Raw genomic sequence first — 16,357 nt, 5'->3', positions numbered from 1 at the left:
GGGCTACAAGCTGCAACCGCTACTTCAACTTGACCCGATAGGTCTCATGGCAATCGTTGCAGCGGTCGTTGATCGCAGTGTAGGCGGCCTTCAGGCTCGCCACATCGCTGATCTTGCCCTTGACCTCGGTGATCGCCTTCTGCACCGGCGGAATCTTGGAGTCGAAATCGGCCTTGTTCTGCCAGACTTTTGATGATGCACCGTAGGTGGCGTTCACCACGTCCTGTTTGGGATTGACCTCGAAGGTTTTTGCGATTTTGGCGACGTCGGCCTCGATGCTTGCGATGGCCTGATCGACGGCCTTCTGGTCGTAGGGGATATCGCCCTTCGTCATCTTCAGGATGACGCCATACTGGTTCTTGGCGATCGAACGCATCAGGTTGTCCTGCTGCACGGCAATCTCCTGCTGCGCCATCACGGCGCCCGCACCCAGCAAGAGGATGCTCACGACAATCATGGTCCGTTTCATCGGAATGTTTCTCCGGGTCGCAGAGGTTGGGGGCCATCATGGATAGAACCCGGCGGCAGGCGTTTATTCCCGCCGCCGAAGGTCGCAGCTTAGAGGCTGTGACGGCGATGGTGCTCGTTGATGGCGACCCAGACCCGCTCCGGCGTCGCCGGCATGTCGATGTGGTCGATCTTGTATTCGCGCCAGAGGCCGTCGACGATGGCGTTGACGACGGCGGGGCAGGAGCCGATCGCACCGGCCTCGCCCGCCCCCTTCACCCCCAGAGGATTGGTCGTGCAGGGAACGTTGGCGGTCTCGAACACGAAGTCGGGCCCGTCCGCCGCGCGCGGCAGCGCGTAGTCCATGAAGGTCGCGGTGATCAGCTGGCCGTCGCCCGCGCCGTAGACCACCTGCTCCATCAGCGCCTGGCCGATGCCCTGCATGGCGCCGCCATGCACCTGTCCGGCCAAAAGCAGCGGATTGAGCGTCTTGCCGAAATCGTCGACGATCACGTAGTTGACGATCTTGATGATGCCGGTGGCAGGGTCGATCTCGACTTCCGCGACATGGGTGCCGTTGGGATAGGTGCCGTCGGCGCTGGCAAAGGTCGCGCTCGCATTGAGCTTCGACGGATCGGCGCCGGGACGCTTGGCGATATCGGCGAACGAGATCGAACGGTCGGTACCTGCGATGCGCACAACGCCGTCGGTAATCTCGAGGTCGCCGGCACTGGCTTCCAGCGCCTGCGCCGCGATCTCCTTCAGCTTCTGCCCAAGCTCGCGCGTGGCGCGTTCGACGCTGACGCCGCCCGACGGGATCGAAGCCGAACCGCCGGTGCCGAGACCGGTCGCGATCTCGTCGGTGTCGCCTTGATGGATGTGCACGCGCTCGGGCGCAACGCCGAACTGCTCGGCGACGATTTGCGCATAGGCGGTCTGGTGGCCCTGCCCGCTCGACTGCGTACCGATCAGGACGGTGATATCGCCGTTCGGATCCATCCGCACATTGGCGGTCTCCTCGCCCATGGTGCCGCAGACCTCGACATAGCTCGCAAGCCCGATGCCGCGGATCAGGCCGTGCTTTTTGGCCAGCTTGGCGCGCTTGGGAAATTCCTTCCACTCGGCGATCTCCATTGCGCGCTTGAGATGCGCGGCGAAGTCGCCGGAATCATAGACCTTGCCCGTGGCCGTCTTGTACGGCAACGCCTTCGGCTGGATGAAGTTCTTGCGGCGGATGGCATCCACCGTCATGTCGAGCTTTCGCGCGCAGGCATCCACGAGGCGCTCGATGACGTAAGCGGCCTCGGGCCGGCCCGCACCGCGATAGGCATCCACCGGCACGCTGTTGGTGAAGATGGTGCGCACCCGGCAGTGGAACGCCTGGATGTCGTAGAGGCCCGGCAGCATGCCGGCACCGCCATGCGGGATGTAGGGCCCGAAGGTCGACAGATAGGCGCCCATGTCGCCCATCAGGTCGCAATCCATCGCGAGGAACTTGCCGTCCTCGGCCAGCGCCATCTTGGCGGTGGTCACATTGTCGCGGCCCTGCGCATCGCCCATGAAGTGCTCAGTGCGGTCCGCCGCCCACTTCACCGTCTTCTTCAGTTTTTTGGCCGCCACAGCCAGCAAGGCGTATTCGCGATAAGGGAACAGTTTCGTGCCGAACCCACCGCCGACATCGGGGCAGATCACCCGCATCTTCTCGGTCGGGATGTTGAGCACGTTCTGGCACAGGATGTCGCGCAGGCGGTGGCTGCCCTGGCTGCCCACGGTCAGCGTCAGATGGTCGCGCTTGGCGTCGTATTCGCAGACGGCCGCGCGCGCCTCCATGAAGCTTGCGACCACGCGCGGATTGACGATGGAGATCTCGGCGACCGCATGCGACTTGGCGAACGCGGCTTCGGTCGCTTTCTTGTCACCGATCGAGACGTCGAACAGCACGTTGCCGGCCTTGTCCGGCCAGACCTGCGGCGCACCCTTCTTGACGGCATTGACGACGCCGGTCACCGCCGGCAGCGGGCTCCATTTGACGTCGATCGCCTCGATCGCGTCGCGGGCCTGGTCGATGGTCTCGGCGACGACGAAGGCGACGGAATCGCCGACATGGCGCACTTCATCCTTGGCAAGGATCGGATAGGGAGGCCCCTTGAACGGGTCGGTCTCGAGATTGAACAGGCAGGGCAGATCGCCGAGATCGGCGACGTCGGCAGCGGTCAGAATCAAGGCAACGCCCGGCAAGCCGCGGGCGCGGCTCGCATCGATGGTGAATTTGGCATGCGCGTGCGGCGAGCGCAGCATCAGGCAACGGAGCGCGGCCTGCGGCGCGTAATCATCAGTATAGCGGCCCTTGCCGCGGATGAGCGCGTCATCCTCCTTGCGCAGCACGCTTTGGCCAACGCCGAACTTGATGGGAGCCGCCATTTTCTTGTCCCGTCCTATGGTTGTTTTGCCGGCATATTGCCGTGGAAAAACTGGCAAGGCAAACGAGTTTAGGCGCATGGATCGCCCAGCACCCACGCCCGTCATGACGGAAAGGTCGCAGCCCGCTCATTTCCCTGTGAGGACCGGTCCGGTTGATGGCACGATAGTTGCCGAACTCGTCTCGCAATGCAGAACAGGCAGCGTGCTGCCCGCCGCTCGTTCGCAAAGCGCATGTCCCCTTCCGGCCGTTTGATCATTCACATCACGCCTCGACTCCATGGATCCGCGACGCGATCTCTCAGCCTGTCGATAGCCCGTTCAGGCGTGATGTGGTCGATCTCGGAACGCGTTAGGCCGATATCCATCAGCTCCCTGTCGCTCAGGTCCTGCAAGGTAACTCGCTGGCCTCGGCGCCGCGCCTGAAACGCAAACCAGTATCGCTTGAGCAGGCTCAAGACGGTGGAGAGGTCGAGGCGGAGCCTCGCGGCATCGCCCTCCGTCGCGGATGTGCTGCTCGTCAATTGAGGTGGCATCGGACGCTCCTGCTGTTGTGCCGGCAGGGAGCGTGGCCAAACAAAAGGCCCCGTCCGATGCCGGCGGGGCCTGGTGGAAAAGATGTCGTCGTCGAATTCTAGCGCACGACTCCTCCCACGGCCCGGCGGAAGCGGGTCATGTGGTTGCAGTTGAGTTTGCGCGACGATTTGATCATGAGATGCCAGTACCACGGCAATCGTGTAAAATCAAGAGATGTGCGGATGTTGCTTACACTCTGGGCGCGAGCGTCCGCTCCCGCGCGTCCGTCTATTGAAGCTCGCCTCGCCCCGCACCAGCGAGACCAACCAGCGGCGGCCGAACAGCGCGAGGATCACGAGGGCATAGACGATCGTGCCGCCGACGGCCAATAGCGCGAGCGTCAATTCATCCCGGAGAGGCATCGAAGCAAAATAGACACCACTGACGCGTGCGATCAGCCAGAAGTCGGCGGCCAGGATAAGTCCGGTGAGCGGGAATTTGTCGAGGGACAACAGCCAGGCGCGGTCCCGCACGAGGAAGCCTCGCCGCACGGCGAAGGACAGCACCAGCAGCGGATTTTGCTGCCAAGCACGCATTGGCATCATGGACGGCGGCCCGGAGAGTGACTACGCTTGGACCATTCGATTTTCCCGGCGCAAATGAAAAATGGAGGTCGATTATGCCTGCATATCTTGTTGTTCAAGCGACCATTGCCGACGAACCCAAATATCAGAAGTACCGCGAGGCGGTCGTTCCATTCATCGCTTCCTTTGGCGGCAAACTTGTCGCGAGAGGCGCAAAGGTGGAAGTACTCGAAGGCGAGCACGACACGCGACCAGTCGTGATGTTCGAGTTTCCCGCGATGGAGGCTATCCGTGCCTTCTGGAATTCTCCAGACTATGTGCCCATCAAGAAGCTGCGCGAGGGTGCCGCTACCATAAATGTTTGGGCATTTCCCGGCATCTGAACATCAGCGGACTGCTCAGCTACCGAAGTCCGGGCACGTCTGCCGGTCGCTATCGTGGATAAATCGGACATGGAGAGGATTGTCCATGTCGGCCGCAAATACCCCATTCGGAAGTCTCCGACGGGACAAAAAATTCCTTCCAAGCCGGCGGCACTCGTCTTCCCCCTATCCAATTTTGGCGATTAGATAGTCGCACTGATATTGAACTCATATTCTTGCACGGGAGGGATTTCATGACTTTGCAAAATGTCACCCGCCGCAGATTGATCGGCGGCGTCGCGGCCGGAATAAGTGCAGTCTCGGTAACTTCATCAGGCATCGGCAGTGCGCGCGCTCAATCCGCGCCAAAGACTTTTGTTCTGATTGGTGGCGCCTTTTACGGCGCGTGGTGTTGGCATCGTGTCACCGAGAGGCTCGAAAAACAGGGCCATAAAGTCTATGCGTTTACGCTCTCGGGATTGGCTGAACGCTCGCACCTCCTCAGCAAAGACATAAATCTCGACACGCACATTAGTGACATCGCAAATCTGGTCGAATGGGAAGACCTCACGGACATTTGCCTCGTTGCCCATTCGTATGCCGGATGTCCCGCGTCGGGTGCTCTTGAACGTATCGGAAACCGCGTATCATCTATCGTTTGGGTTGATGCAATAAAGCCCGCCGACGGCCAGTCATTTCGAGACCTGGTGCCCTTCCCGATCGAGGAGGGCGCGATCAGCCGTCCGGCCCCCAAAGCGCTCCCTCCGACGGCCTTTAGCGATCCCAAAGACGTCGCTTGGGTTCTATCAAAAGTAACACCACAACCGATTGGGACGTGGCTGCAACCGGCGAAGCTCTCCGGCGCACGCGAAAAGGTCGCGAAGAAGACCTACATCCGTTTACCCAAATTCCAGTTAGCCGCCTTGGACAAAGCGGCAGCGGAGTGCAAGTCCGACAATTCCTGGACTGTCCTCGAAAACACGACATCTGGCCACTCAGTCATGATCGGCGAGCCGGATTGGTTGACTGACGTGCTGGTGAAAGCAGCGTGACATCGATCTGATCAAGGGCGACTTCTGGGCCGCATGATGTTAGTTGCGGCCCAGCGATCCGCTTCTCGCGGGTCGAGCGGATATGACGAACCTATCGATACGCGCCTAGCCGCGCACCAGCGAGACCAGCCAAGTGCGGCCGAACAGCACGAGGATTGCGAGCGTGTAAACGATCGTTCCACCCACCGCCAACACCCCCAGCGTTGCTTCGTCCCGGAAGGCCGGCAGCGCGGCAAGCGCGGTCGTGCTAAAGCGCGCGATCAGCCAGAAGCTTGCGGCCAGGATCAACCCGGTCAGCAGGAATTTGGCGAGGGACAACAGCCAGGCGCGGTCCGGCACGAGAAAGCCTCGCCGCACCGCAAAGAACAGCACCATCAGCAGATTGGTCCAGACACCGACGGCGGTGGCCAGTGCGAGGCCGATCTGGGCGAGCGATCCCATCAGGGCGACCTTCAGGGCAACGTTGACGGCGATGCCGGTCAGCGACGCCCGCACCGGTGTCGCGGTGTCCTTGCGCGCATAGAAGGTCGCGACCGCGCTCCGGATCAGCACGAAGGGAATGAGGCCGATGGCGTAGGCCGCTAGCGTGGCGCCTGCGGCGGCCGCATCGGCCTTGGAGAACGCGCCGCGGGCGAACAGCGCGCGCATGATCTCGTCGGGCACGGTGAGGAAGGCGGCCACGAACGGAATCGAGAACAGCAGCGTGAAGTCGAAGGCGCGGCGCTGCGCCTTCATCGCGCCGTCATGGTCGTTGGCCGTGATTCGCCGCGACATCTCCGGCAGCAGCACCGTGCCGATGGCGATGCCGATCACGCCGATCGGCAGCTGGTTGAGGCGATCGGCGTAATAGAGCGCCGACAGCGCGCCCGCGGGCAGGAAGGTCGCGATGATGGTGTCGGCGAACAGCGCGACTTGCGTGCCCATCGAGCCCAGCGTCGCCGGCCCGAGCGCCTTGAAGAATCCGCGAACGTCTTCATCGAGCTTGAGCGGCGCAAAGCGCGGCAGGCCGCCGTGGCGCGCGAGATCGCCTGCGAGCAGGAAATACTGCAAAAAGCCCGAGATCAGGACGCCCCAGGCGGCGGCGTGGCCCGCACTGGGAAACCAGGCGGCCAGCGCCAGCGTCATCATCATCGAAATGTTGAGGAAGATCGACGCCGCGGCGGCGCTGGCGAAGCGCTGCATCACGTTGAGCATGCCGCCATAGAGCGTCACCAGCGTGATCAGCAAGAGATAAGGAAAGGTGATCCGGGTCAGCTCGATCGCGAGTTTGCGCTGCTCGGCGTCTTCACTGAAGCCCGGCGCCAGGATGCTCATGGCCTGCGGCATGAACAGCCAGGCGACGATCAGCAGCACCACTTGCGAGGCCAGCAGCAGCGTGAAGATGCGGTCGGCGAACAGTCTTGCCGCGCCCTCCCCCTTCTCGCCATGGACATGGGCATAGGCCGGCACCCAGGCGGCGTTGAAGGCACCCTCGGCGAAGATCGCGCGGAAATGATTGGGCAGCCGCAGCGCCACGAAAAAGGCGTCGGCCACGGGGCCGGCGCCCAGGATCGCCGCGAGCATGATGTCGCGGGCAAATCCCGTCAGCCGCGAGAGCAGCGTATATCCGCCAACCGTGAAGATGCGTCCGAGCATGCGTCTGTTTTAGTGCATGGCGAGATCAGGTCTAGGTGCAAACCGCGAGGAAGGTCCGCCTCCTCCCCCGCTTGCGGGAGAGGGTGTTTCCGCAAGCGAGAATCCCCAAGAGGAGAGAGTCCTCACCCGCCGCTTCGCGGCGACCTCTCCCGCAAGCGGGAGAGGTGACAGGAAGATCAGCCCGAAACCGCGCCGCGCACGGCTGCGATGATTCGCTCCTGGTCGGCTTCGGTCAAATAGGCGTGCATCGGCAGGCTGATGACGTCTTGCGACAGGCTCTCGCAAGCAGGCAGGCCGCCGTCGGCGACCGGATACTGCTTGTAGGCGGTCTGCTGGTGCATCGACTTGCCGTAATAGATCGCGGTCGGCACGCCCTGAGCCTTCAGCGCGGCAGCAAAGCCATCGCGATCGGTGCCTTTGGGGAGGCGGATGGTGTACTGCGCCCAGACCGAGGTGTTGCCGGGCGCAAGGCGCGGCACGGTGACGACATTCGACAGGCCTCGCGCGTAGCGCTCAGCGACCTTGTTGCGGGCAGCGATCTCGTCGTCGAAGATCTTCAGCTTCTCGATCAGGATCGCGGCCTGCATGGTGTCGAGCCGGCCGGTCAGGCCGAGGCGGACGTTATCGTATTTATCGACGCCCTGCCCGTGCACGCGGATGCTGCGCAGCGTGGCTGCGAGCTCGTCGTCATCGGTGAAGATCGCGCCGCCGTCGCCGAAGCAGCCGAGCGGTTTTGCGGGGAAGAAGCTGGTCGTGGTTGCGAGCCCGAAGGTGCCGAGCTTGCGGCCATGATAGCTTGCGCCGAAGCCTTGCGCGGCGTCGTCGATCACAAACAGGCCTTCGGCCCTGGCGATCTCGGCAATGGCATCGTGGTCTGCAGGCTGGCCGAACAGGTCGACTGGAATGACCGCAACGGGCTTGAGACCAGCCTTGCGAGCGGCCGCAATGCCCCGCTTCAGCGACTCCGGGCTCATGTTGAAGGTCGTTTCATCCACATCGACATAGACCGGGGTGGCGCCCATCCGTGCCGCCGGCGACGCGGTCGCAATGAAGGTGAACGACGGGCACAGCACGGCATCGCCGGGACCGACATTCTTCGCCATCAACACCATGAGAAGCGCGTCGGTGCCGCTGGCGCAGCCGATGACGTGCTTGGCACCGCAATAGGCCGCAAGCTGCTTCTCGAGCTCGGCGACTTCAGGACCGTTGACGAACTGGCAATGGTCGAGAACGCGCTTCACCGCGGCATCGAGCGAGGCGCCGAGCCGGCGACGCTGCGAAGCGACATCGATGAAGGGAATGGGTTCGGAACGAAGATGCTGGTTCATGGCGCCTTCTTGAATGGTCGACATGGAAAGGGTTCAGCCGGCGACGCGCCGCGGGCCTGTACGGGCGGGTGCCTTGGCTGCGGGCCGCGACGGCGTTTCCAGGCACTGCGTGGCGATCTCGAGACTGGCGACGCCTTCGTCGCCGGTGACCGCCGGAATCTCGCCGTTGCGCACGGCCTTGAGGAACGCGATCAGCTCGGCACGGAGCGGCTCGTCATGGCCGACCGGCAAATGCCGCATCGAGTAGCTGCCATCCGGCTTGAAGCCGAAGCATTCGGTAACCTGGCGCGTGAGCAGATCGCCCATCACGTATTTGCCGCGGGTCGCGACCGTGACGCTGCGCGCCTTGAACGGCGTCAGCCAGTTGGTGTTGATGTGGGCGAGCACGCCGTTGGCGGTACGGAATTGCAGCAGCGCGATGTCCTCGCGCTCGGCGACCGCGCTCGACAATTGCGGCTGCACCTCGACGATGTCGGATTCGGTGAACCAGCGGATCAGGTCGATGTCGTGCACGGCAAGGTCGATGACGACGCCGACATTGGACATGCGCGGCGGGAACGGACCGACGCGCGTGATCGCGATCGAGAGGATGTCCTCGCCCGCGATCGCCTGCTTGACGGCGGCGACCGCCGGATTGAAGCGCTCGACATGGCCGACCATCAGCGTCACGCCGGCCTTCTGCGCGGCGGCAACGATCTCGCGGCCTTCCGCAACCGTGGAGGCGATCGGCTTCTCGACCAGCACGTGGATGTTCTTGGCGATGCAGGCGAGCGCGACCTCGTGATGCAGATGGGTGGGCGCCGCGATGGTGACGGCGTCGACGCCTTCGGCCAGGAGCTGGTCGAGCGTCTCGAAGCTCGCGCAATTGGCAAGTTCCATGGCGCGCGTGCGATGGGCCGCCGAAGGATCGACGACGCCGACGAGACTGACGCCCGGCAGACCGCTGAGCACGCGCGCGTGGTTGCTGCCCATCACGCCCGCGCCAATGACGCCGACGCGCAGACCGGCCTTTGCCGGTGCAGATCCCTTGGAACTCATGTGAGCAAACCCCGATTCAGCGCAAATCCCCGGGCTGCTTCTAGCACGGACGCCACATTTGTGGCGAATGCCGGCCTGACTGACCGGACACGATTTGATTCAAAAAGTTACACGTTCCCCGGGCCTTAAGTGGCTGAAAGATACCGCTCTTTCGGCCCGGATCACGTGATTCGGAGTGTGCTGGTTACGACCTTTGATAGTCGTCTTCAATCCGGATGATGTCGTCTTCCCCGAGATAACTTCCAGTCTGGACCTCGATCAGTTCCAGCATGATCTTGCCGGGGTTCTCCATCCGGTGCACGGCGCCCATCGGGATGTAGATCGACTCGTTCTCGTGCACCGTCTTGACGGTCTCGTTGACGGTGACGCGGGCAGCGCCCCGGACCACGATCCAGTGCTCGGCGCGATGATGGTGCTTCTGCAGCGACAGCCGCCCGCCCGGCTTCACTACGATGCGCTTGACCTGGTGGCGCTCGCCATTGTCGACCGACTGGTAGCTGCCCCAGGGCCGGTGCACCTTGAGATGCTCCTCGGTGACCTTCGGAGCGACCGCCTTGAGCTTGGTCACGAGCCGCTTCAGGCCGTTGGCGTCCTTCTGGCGCGACACCAGCACGGCATCCGCAGTCGCCACCACGACAAGATCGTCGACGCCCTCGAGCGCGACCAGCGCGGCATCGGTGGTGACGTTGCAGTTGCGCGAGTCTTCGAACACGGCGGCGCCGTGCGCGGCATTGCCTTGCGCGTCCTTCGCCGACAGCTCCCACACCGCGTGCCAGGAGCCGACGTCGGACCAGCCGCAGGACACCGGCACAACGGCCGCGCGCGCGGTCTTCTCCATCACGGCATAGTCGATCGAGATCGCCTTGGCGGCGCCGAACGCCTCCGGCTCCAGCGTCACGAAGCCGAGATCGCGGCCGGCATTGGCGACCGCGTTGGACACCGCCTCCACGCTCGCCGCGTCGACCTTGCGATATTCGTCGAGCAGCACGCTGGCCGGGAACATGAAGTTGCCGCTGTTCCAGAGATAGCCGGACTCGACGTAGTCGGCGGCCTTCACCGCGTCGGGCTTCTCGACGAAGCGCGCAACCGCGTGCACCGTGCCGGAGATCGCCTCGCCCGGGCTGATATAGCCGTATTCGGTCGCCGGCCGCTCCGGCTTGACGCCGAAGGTGACGATGCGCCCGGTGCTCGCGGCAGTGAGCCCTTCGCGGCATGCGGCGACGAAGGCGGCCTTGTCCTGCACCACGTGGTCGGCGGCGAGCGCCAGCACGATGGCTTCACTGGCGCGGTTCTGCGCGAACACCGCGCCGGCGGCGATCGCGGGGCCGGAATCGCGCCGCATCGGCTCGAGGATCACGTCGGCCTCGATGCCGATCTCGGCGAGCTGCTCCAGCACCATGAAGCGGTAGGACGCATTGGTGATGACGATCGGACGTTCGAACAGCGAGGCATCCGAGACGCGCAGCAGCGTGTCCTGGAAGGTCGAGCGCGTGCCGAACAGCGGCAGGAACTGCTTGGGGCGCACCTCGCGCGAAGCCGGCCACAACCGCGTGCCGGCGCCGCCGCACATGATCAGGGGAATAATGCGTTTGTCCATCGTCATTCAAACCTTGAAGTAGTCCCGATACCAGGTGACAAAATTACGGACCCCGTGCGCGATCGGCGTTGACGGTGCAAAGCCGGTATCGCGCATCAGATCCTCGACATCCGCGAACGTTTCCAAGACGTCTCCGGGCTGCATCGGCAGCAATTCTTTGATCGCCGTCCGACCCAGCTCCCGCTCCAGAAGCCCGACGACATGCATCAGCTCTTCCGGGTGGTGATTGCCGACATTGTAGACCTTAGACGGCGCATTTGCGGCGGCCGGGTCATCCGTGGGCACAAGATCGATCAGCTTGGACACTACACGGGTGACGTCGTCAATATAGGTGAAGTCGCGGCGCATTTTGCCATGGTTAAAGAGCCGGATCGGCCGACCGGCCATGATGGCGTTCACGAACAGAAACAACGCCATGTCGGGCCGCCCCCACGGCCCGTAAATGGTGAAGAAGCGCAGGCCCGTGACCGGCAGCCGGTAGAGATGGCTGTAGGACTGCGCCATCAATTCGTTCGCCTTCTTGGTCGCAGCATAGAAGCTCACGGGATGGTCGGTGCGGTCCTGCACGGCAAAGGGCAGTTTAGTGTTGGCGCCATAAACGGAGGATGACGAGGCGTAGACGAGATGACGACAGGCATTGTTGCGGCAGCCCTCCAGCACGTTGAGAAAGCCCTGGAGATTGGAATCGACATAAGCCTGCGGCTGCTCGATCGAATAGCGCACGCCGGCCTGGGCCGCGAGATGCACGACTTTGGCAAATCGATGTCGCGCAAACAGCGCTGCGATCGTCTCGCGGTCGGCGAGATCGGCCTCGACGAAGGAGAAGCGGGAATCGCCGCGCAAAAGCGCAAGGCGCGCCTGTTTGAGCGCCGGATCGTAATAGCTGTTGAGATTGTCGAGCCCGACGACGGGCCGGTCTTCGCCCAAAAGCTGGCGGGCGACGTGAAAGCCGATGAAGCCGGCGGCACCCGTGACCAAAATCGCCTGATCCGTCATCCTGTTCCCGAGGAATCCTTCGCCAATCGTTCGTCCGGTCTTCGCTCAGTCTTGCGTCCGCAGCGCTTCTTTAGCCATCCTGTCGAGGGGCTCGCAATAGCCCTGCCCCTGCACGAGGGCCATTCGGAACGGCCCGGAACACAGCTTCAGAACGACTTCAGAACAGCTATTGCAAGATCGGCGCCAAAACCATACCAAAGCGGCCGAATTCGGCGCCGTGCGTCGGGTTGCTTCAAAAACCCCTGTTCATGCGGGCGAGATGCGCCGAATCCTGCTGTCGACGGCCAAAATCCTGATTTCCGCGGCGCTGCTCTATCTGGCGCTGCGCAAGGTCAATCTGTCCGAACTGTTTTCGCGCTTCACCGTGTCCAGCCTGTTCTGGATCGGCCTGGCGATCGCGATCACGTTCCTGCAAATCTTCGTCGGCGTGCTGCGCTGGCGCGAGATCAGCGCCGAATGCGGCGCGCCGCTCGGGCTCGCCCGCGCGATGCGCTACAACGTGATCGGCGCATTCTTCAACCAGACCCTGCCATCGGCCATTGGCGGCGATGCGGTCCGGCTGTGGCTCGTCGCGCGCGCCGGCGCAGGCTGGCGCGCCGCGACCTACTCGATCTTCGTCGACCGCGCGATCGGATTGATCGCGGTGGCGATCCTCATCGTCGCGAGCCTGCCCTGGAGCTATTCCCTCATCTCCGATCCGCACGGCCGCTCGGCGCTGCTGCTCGTCGACCTTGCGGCGCTCGCAGGCGGCCTCGGCTTCCTGATTTTCGGCGCGCTGAACTGGCGGTGGCTGAAGACCTGGTGGGTGACGCATCACGTTCACGCCTGTGCCGTGATCGCCAATCGCGTGATCTTCAGCCGCTCGCGCGGACCGATCGTCACGATCCTGTCGGTCGCGGTGCATGTGCTGACCGTCGTCATCGCCTGGTGCGTCGTGCAGTCGATTGCGGCCCCGGTCGGCTTCAGCGACGTCTTCCTGCTCGTGCCGCCGGTGATGCTGATCACGATGATGCCGATCTCGATCGCCGGCTGGGGCGTGCGCGAGGCCACCATGGGCCTGGCATTCGGCTTTGCGGGACTTGCCGCCAACGAGGGCGTCAACATCTCGCTGCTGTTCGGCACCGTCTACTTCATCGTCGGCGCCGTCGGCGGACTGGTCTGGATTCTCAGCGCGGAGAAAGCCGCGCAAGGATCGGCGCCGATCGGAGTGCCGGAGTGAACCCGGCCGCCGACGCGCTCGCCGTACCTTCGCTGCTGGCCGTTGCGATCGCCGCGCTGGTGTCGGCCGTCATCACCTGGGGCAGCCGTCCCCTGCTCCAGCGCTACGCGCTGGCGCGGCCGAACGCGCGGTCCTCGCATCGCATCCCGACCCCGCAGGGTGCGGGCATCGCGGTCATATCGGCGACGCTGCTGGTCGCGTCCGCCTGGGCAGCCTGGACGGACATCGCGATCGCGCCGGCGCTGATCGGTGCGACCGTCTTGATCGCCCTGGTCGGATTTGCCGACGACATCGTGTCGCTGCCGGTGCTTGCGCGGCTCGTGCTGCAGGCAGTCTGCGTCGGAGCCGTCGTGTTCACCGCGCCCGAGACCGCGCGCATCGCTCCGGCGCTGCCGCTTCCGCTCGAGCGCGGCCTCATCCTGCTGGCGGGCGTCTGGTTCGTGAACCTCGTCAATTTCATGGACGGGCTCGACCTGATGACGGTGGCGGAAGTGGTGCCGGTCACCGCGGCGCTGCTGCTGCTCGGATGGTTCGGTGATCTCTCCTGGCCGGCCGCGCTGATCGCCGCGGCCTTGTGCGGCGCCATGCTCGGCTTTGCACCGTTCAACAAACCGATCGCGAAGGTGTTTCTCGGCGATGTCGGCAGCCTGCCGATCGGCCTCCTGCTCGGCTGGTGCCTGCTCGAGCTTGCCTGGCGCGGGCAGCCCGCCGCGGCGCTGCTGCTGCCGGCCTATTACCTTTCGGATTCCACCATCACGCTGCTTCGCCGCATCGGCCGCCGCGAACAATTCTGGTCGGCGCATCGCACGCACTTCTACCAGCGTGCGACCGACAACGGCTTCACCGTCTCCCGCGTGACCGGCGAGGTGTTCGCGCTCAACCTCGTGCTGGCACTGCTTGCCATCGTCACCGTTCGCGCCGGCTCGATGGCGATCACGACCGCATGCCTGCTCGCCGGCGCGATCGCGGTCGGATTCGTGCTGCGGCGCTTCTCCCGCCCTCAGGCGTCCTGAGCCGACAGCGCCAGCCGCAAGCCCTCGTCGAGCGAGATCTCCGGTTGCCAGCCGGTTGCCATCGCCTTGGAGAGGTTGAGCTCCAGCGAGCCGATCAGGCTGTCATGCGTATCCTGCCGGCCCATCACGCTGAGCAGCGTGCTGAGCAGGCTCGACGGCATCCCGAACAGCCGCGAGTTCTTGCCCGCAGCCTTCGCCAGCCGCTCGATGAATTCGGGCGTCGAGACCTGTTCCCTGTCGGCCACCAGGAATATCTCGAAATTGCTGGCGGGATCGGGATGAGCGAGCCGGCGCAGGATGAACGACGACAGGTTCTGCACGGCGAGAAACGCGCGCTGATTGTGGATCGCGGCAAAGGGCAGCGGCATCCCCAGATTCACCGCACGCGTCAGCAGCGCGAAATTGCCCTTGGCGCCCGCGCCGTAGACCAGCGGCGGCCTGATCACCGAGATGTTCATGTCGGTGTCGCGCGCCAGCGTCTTCAGGCCCGCCTCGGCCGCGGCCTTGGACATGCCGTAGAGCCCGCGCGGCGTGAGAATGTCGTCCTCGCTGAACGGCGCGCGGCCCTCATTGCTGCGCCCGTGCACGAGAACGGTGCTGACGAAGATGAACTGGCGTACGCCGGCTGCCGCCGCACCGCGCGCCAGGTGCAGCGTGCCGGCGATGTTGACGTTGCGGTAGAGCTGGACCGCATGCTCCTCGTGCTTGTGATGCACGCGCGCGGCGAGATGGACCACGGCGTCGACGCCTTCGAGCGCCGCCTGCCAATCGGTCTCGGGGCCGATCGTCTCGACGACGACCTCATCGCCCACGCCTTCCGGGATGCGCACCGCGCGGCGGACGGACCATCCCTCGCGCGCCAGCGCAGGCGCGACATGGCGGCCGACGAAGCCGCTCGCTCCCGTCACCAGCACGACTGGCTTGTGTTCACTCATCGTTGCTCCGAAAGGTCCGGGTTGCGCAACAATTCGTCGATCACGGCGGCATAGGCGTTCATCGCGACAGTACGGTCGAACTTCGAAGCCGTTTTCACCGCGCGCTCCGCCATGGCGCCGTCGTCGGCGCGCGACGCCGTACGGATCGCCTCGGCGAGCTGATCGGCGCGCCCCGGCGTCACGACCCAGCCGAGCCCGTTCTCGACCACCGTCAAGGCGGCCTCGGCCTCGGGCTCCGAGACCAGCACCACGGGACGGCCGACCGCCAGCAGGTTGTAGAACCGGCTCGGCACCGACACGCCCGCTACGTCCTTCCGGTACGGAATGATCCAGAGATTGGCAGCCGCCAGGAACGCCTCGAGCTCGGCGTCCTCGACCCGCGCCACGAAGGAGACGTTGGAGAGGTTCGCTGCGGCCTGCAACTGCTGCAACCGCGCGAAGCCGATGCCCCAGCCGGACAGCAGGAAGTGGATGTCCGGCTCGTCCTTCAGGAGGCGGGCCGCCTCGAACACGATGTCCGGATCATGGGTGAAGCCGAGATTGCCCGACAGGCCGACGATGAAACGCGCAGAAATTGCCTTGCGGAAAGGACTGTCCGTTGCGAGCGGTCGCGGCCCGGGCACGAGCGTCGCCCAGTTCGGGATGAAGCGGATCTTGTTCCTCCTCATGCCGGAATAGCTCAGCAGCGGCCGCTCCGCATCGCGGCCGATGGTGATGACGGCGTTGAGCGCGCGGAACATCAGGCCGTTGGCGAAGCGCATCGTCTGCGTCACGAGCGAGCCGGGCTTCAGCAGACCCGCCATCACCAGCACCTCGGGGAAGAGATCGTGCATGATCAGCGCCGAGCGCGCGCCCTTGAACCGCGCGGCGGCCGCGACCGCATAGGGCAGCATGAACGGTGCGGTGACGGTGAGCACGACATCGCCTCGCCTGAGCTCACGCAGCAGCGCTAAGAATGTGCGCGCCGCGAACAGCAGCTCGGAGGCGCCGCGCCGTACCAGCGCCGCCTTGCCTGCCATCCGGTTCTTGACAGCGACAACGCGCGGCTTGCCCGGACCGCTCTGCGACGCCGGCAGTGCGCCGGGCGAGCCCGACAGCACGACGACCTCGTGGCCGACGGCGAGACGGCAGGCGATCTCCGCCATGATCGCCGCCGTCGTGCTCGGATCCGGCGGATAATGCTGGCTCGCGACGACGATCTTGCCTCCAGATTGCAT

15 protein-coding genes are annotated in these 16,357 nt (G+C 64.3%); 4 read left to right on the top strand and 11 right to left on the bottom strand.

Translation table 11 applies throughout. From position 1 onward, the window contains the following. Positions 1 to 19 precede the first annotated feature (19 nt). The 4 genes from NR187_RS28710 to NR187_RS28695 form a co-directional block, all read right to left on the bottom strand. Complete coding sequence (locus tag NR187_RS28710; protein ID WP_211385046.1) at positions 20 to 469, bottom strand: cytochrome c; 450 nt, start codon at positions 467 to 469, stop codon at positions 20 to 22. An 89-nt stretch (positions 470 to 558) separates the two neighbouring features. After that, a complete protein-coding gene (locus NR187_RS28705; RefSeq protein WP_256808464.1) occupies positions 559 to 2,868 on the bottom strand; it encodes a xanthine dehydrogenase family protein molybdopterin-binding subunit in 2,310 nt (769 codons plus the stop codon). A gap of 257 nt (positions 2,869 to 3,125) precedes the next feature. After that, the gene (locus tag NR187_RS28700; protein ID WP_211385044.1) at positions 3,126 to 3,401 is read right to left on the bottom strand and encodes a DUF1127 domain-containing protein; all 276 of its coding nucleotides are present in this window, start codon (positions 3,399 to 3,401) and stop codon (positions 3,126 to 3,128) included. A gap of 207 nt (positions 3,402 to 3,608) precedes the next feature. Further along, on the bottom strand, positions 3,609 to 3,977 hold the full coding sequence (locus tag NR187_RS28695; protein ID WP_256808463.1) for a hypothetical protein: 369 nt from the start codon (positions 3,975 to 3,977) through the stop codon (positions 3,609 to 3,611). Between the two features lie 83 nt (positions 3,978 to 4,060). Between NR187_RS28695 and NR187_RS28690 the strand changes: the two genes are divergently transcribed. Together NR187_RS28690 and NR187_RS28685 are read left to right on the top strand one after the other, a co-directional pair. After that, a complete protein-coding gene (locus NR187_RS28690; RefSeq protein WP_211385043.1) occupies positions 4,061 to 4,348 on the top strand; it encodes a DUF1330 domain-containing protein in 288 nt (95 codons plus the stop codon). Between the two features lie 233 nt (positions 4,349 to 4,581). Next, positions 4,582 to 5,379 carry an alpha/beta fold hydrolase gene (locus tag NR187_RS28685; RefSeq protein ID WP_256808461.1) on the top strand — a complete coding sequence of 266 codons (798 nt, stop codon included), beginning with the start codon at positions 4,582 to 4,584 and terminating at the stop codon, positions 5,377 to 5,379. A 105-nt stretch (positions 5,380 to 5,484) separates the two neighbouring features. On the opposite strand, the gene murJ is transcribed toward NR187_RS28685, so the two are convergent. The 5 genes from murJ to NR187_RS28660 form a co-directional block, all read right to left on the bottom strand. Next, positions 5,485 to 7,014 (bottom strand): murein biosynthesis integral membrane protein MurJ, encoded by a 1,530-nt coding sequence (murJ, locus tag NR187_RS28680; protein ID WP_256808459.1) that lies wholly within the window; start codon positions 7,012 to 7,014, stop codon positions 5,485 to 5,487. Positions 7,015 to 7,190: 176 nt separating this feature from the next. Further along, positions 7,191 to 8,342 carry a DegT/DnrJ/EryC1/StrS aminotransferase family protein gene (locus tag NR187_RS28675; protein ID WP_211385041.1) on the bottom strand — a complete coding sequence of 384 codons (1,152 nt, stop codon included), beginning with the start codon at positions 8,340 to 8,342 and terminating at the stop codon, positions 7,191 to 7,193. Positions 8,343 to 8,375: 33 nt separating this feature from the next. Next, entirely contained in the window at positions 8,376 to 9,380 is a 1,005-nt protein-coding gene (locus tag NR187_RS28670; protein ID WP_256808457.1) for a Gfo/Idh/MocA family protein, read from the bottom strand. 184 nt (positions 9,381 to 9,564) lie between these two features. Continuing rightward, positions 9,565 to 10,977: a mannose-1-phosphate guanylyltransferase/mannose-6-phosphate isomerase gene (locus NR187_RS28665; protein ID WP_211385039.1), complete on the bottom strand. Its 1,413-nt coding sequence runs from the start codon at positions 10,975 to 10,977 to the stop codon at positions 9,565 to 9,567. Positions 10,978 to 10,983: 6 nt separating this feature from the next. Further along, complete coding sequence (locus NR187_RS28660) at positions 10,984 to 11,973, bottom strand: NAD-dependent epimerase (RefSeq protein WP_211385038.1); 990 nt, start codon at positions 11,971 to 11,973, stop codon at positions 10,984 to 10,986. A gap of 259 nt (positions 11,974 to 12,232) precedes the next feature. Here NR187_RS28660 and NR187_RS28655 point away from each other — a divergent pair, with 259 nt between their 5' ends. Continuing rightward, positions 12,233 to 13,192, top strand: coding sequence for a lysylphosphatidylglycerol synthase transmembrane domain-containing protein (locus tag NR187_RS28655; RefSeq protein WP_211385037.1), 960 nt, complete (start codon positions 12,233 to 12,235; stop codon positions 13,190 to 13,192). Then, complete coding sequence (locus tag NR187_RS28650) at positions 13,189 to 14,205, top strand: glycosyltransferase family 4 protein (protein WP_256808456.1); 1,017 nt, start codon at positions 13,189 to 13,191, stop codon at positions 14,203 to 14,205. The genes NR187_RS28655 and NR187_RS28650 overlap by 4 nt, the downstream gene beginning before the upstream one ends. On the opposite strand, the gene NR187_RS28645 is transcribed toward NR187_RS28650, so the two are convergent. Together NR187_RS28645 and NR187_RS28640 are read right to left on the bottom strand one after the other, a co-directional pair. Further along, positions 14,193 to 15,140, bottom strand: a complete 948-nt coding sequence (locus NR187_RS28645; RefSeq protein WP_256808454.1) for an NAD-dependent epimerase/dehydratase family protein — start codon at positions 15,138 to 15,140, stop codon at positions 14,193 to 14,195. The genes NR187_RS28650 and NR187_RS28645 overlap by 13 nt on opposite strands. Then, on the bottom strand, positions 15,137 to 16,357 hold the full coding sequence (locus NR187_RS28640) for a glycosyltransferase family 4 protein (RefSeq protein WP_256808453.1): 1,221 nt from the start codon (positions 16,355 to 16,357) through the stop codon (positions 15,137 to 15,139). The genes NR187_RS28645 and NR187_RS28640 overlap by 4 nt, the downstream gene beginning before the upstream one ends.

It is taken from the genome of Bradyrhizobium sp. Bra64 (assembly GCF_024519875.1).
In the GTDB taxonomy this organism is placed as follows: Bacteria; Pseudomonadota; Alphaproteobacteria; order Rhizobiales; family Xanthobacteraceae; genus Bradyrhizobium; species Bradyrhizobium japonicum_G.
Note: the sequence above shows the minus strand (reverse complement) of the source record. Positions and strands in the feature narration are given on the sequence as shown.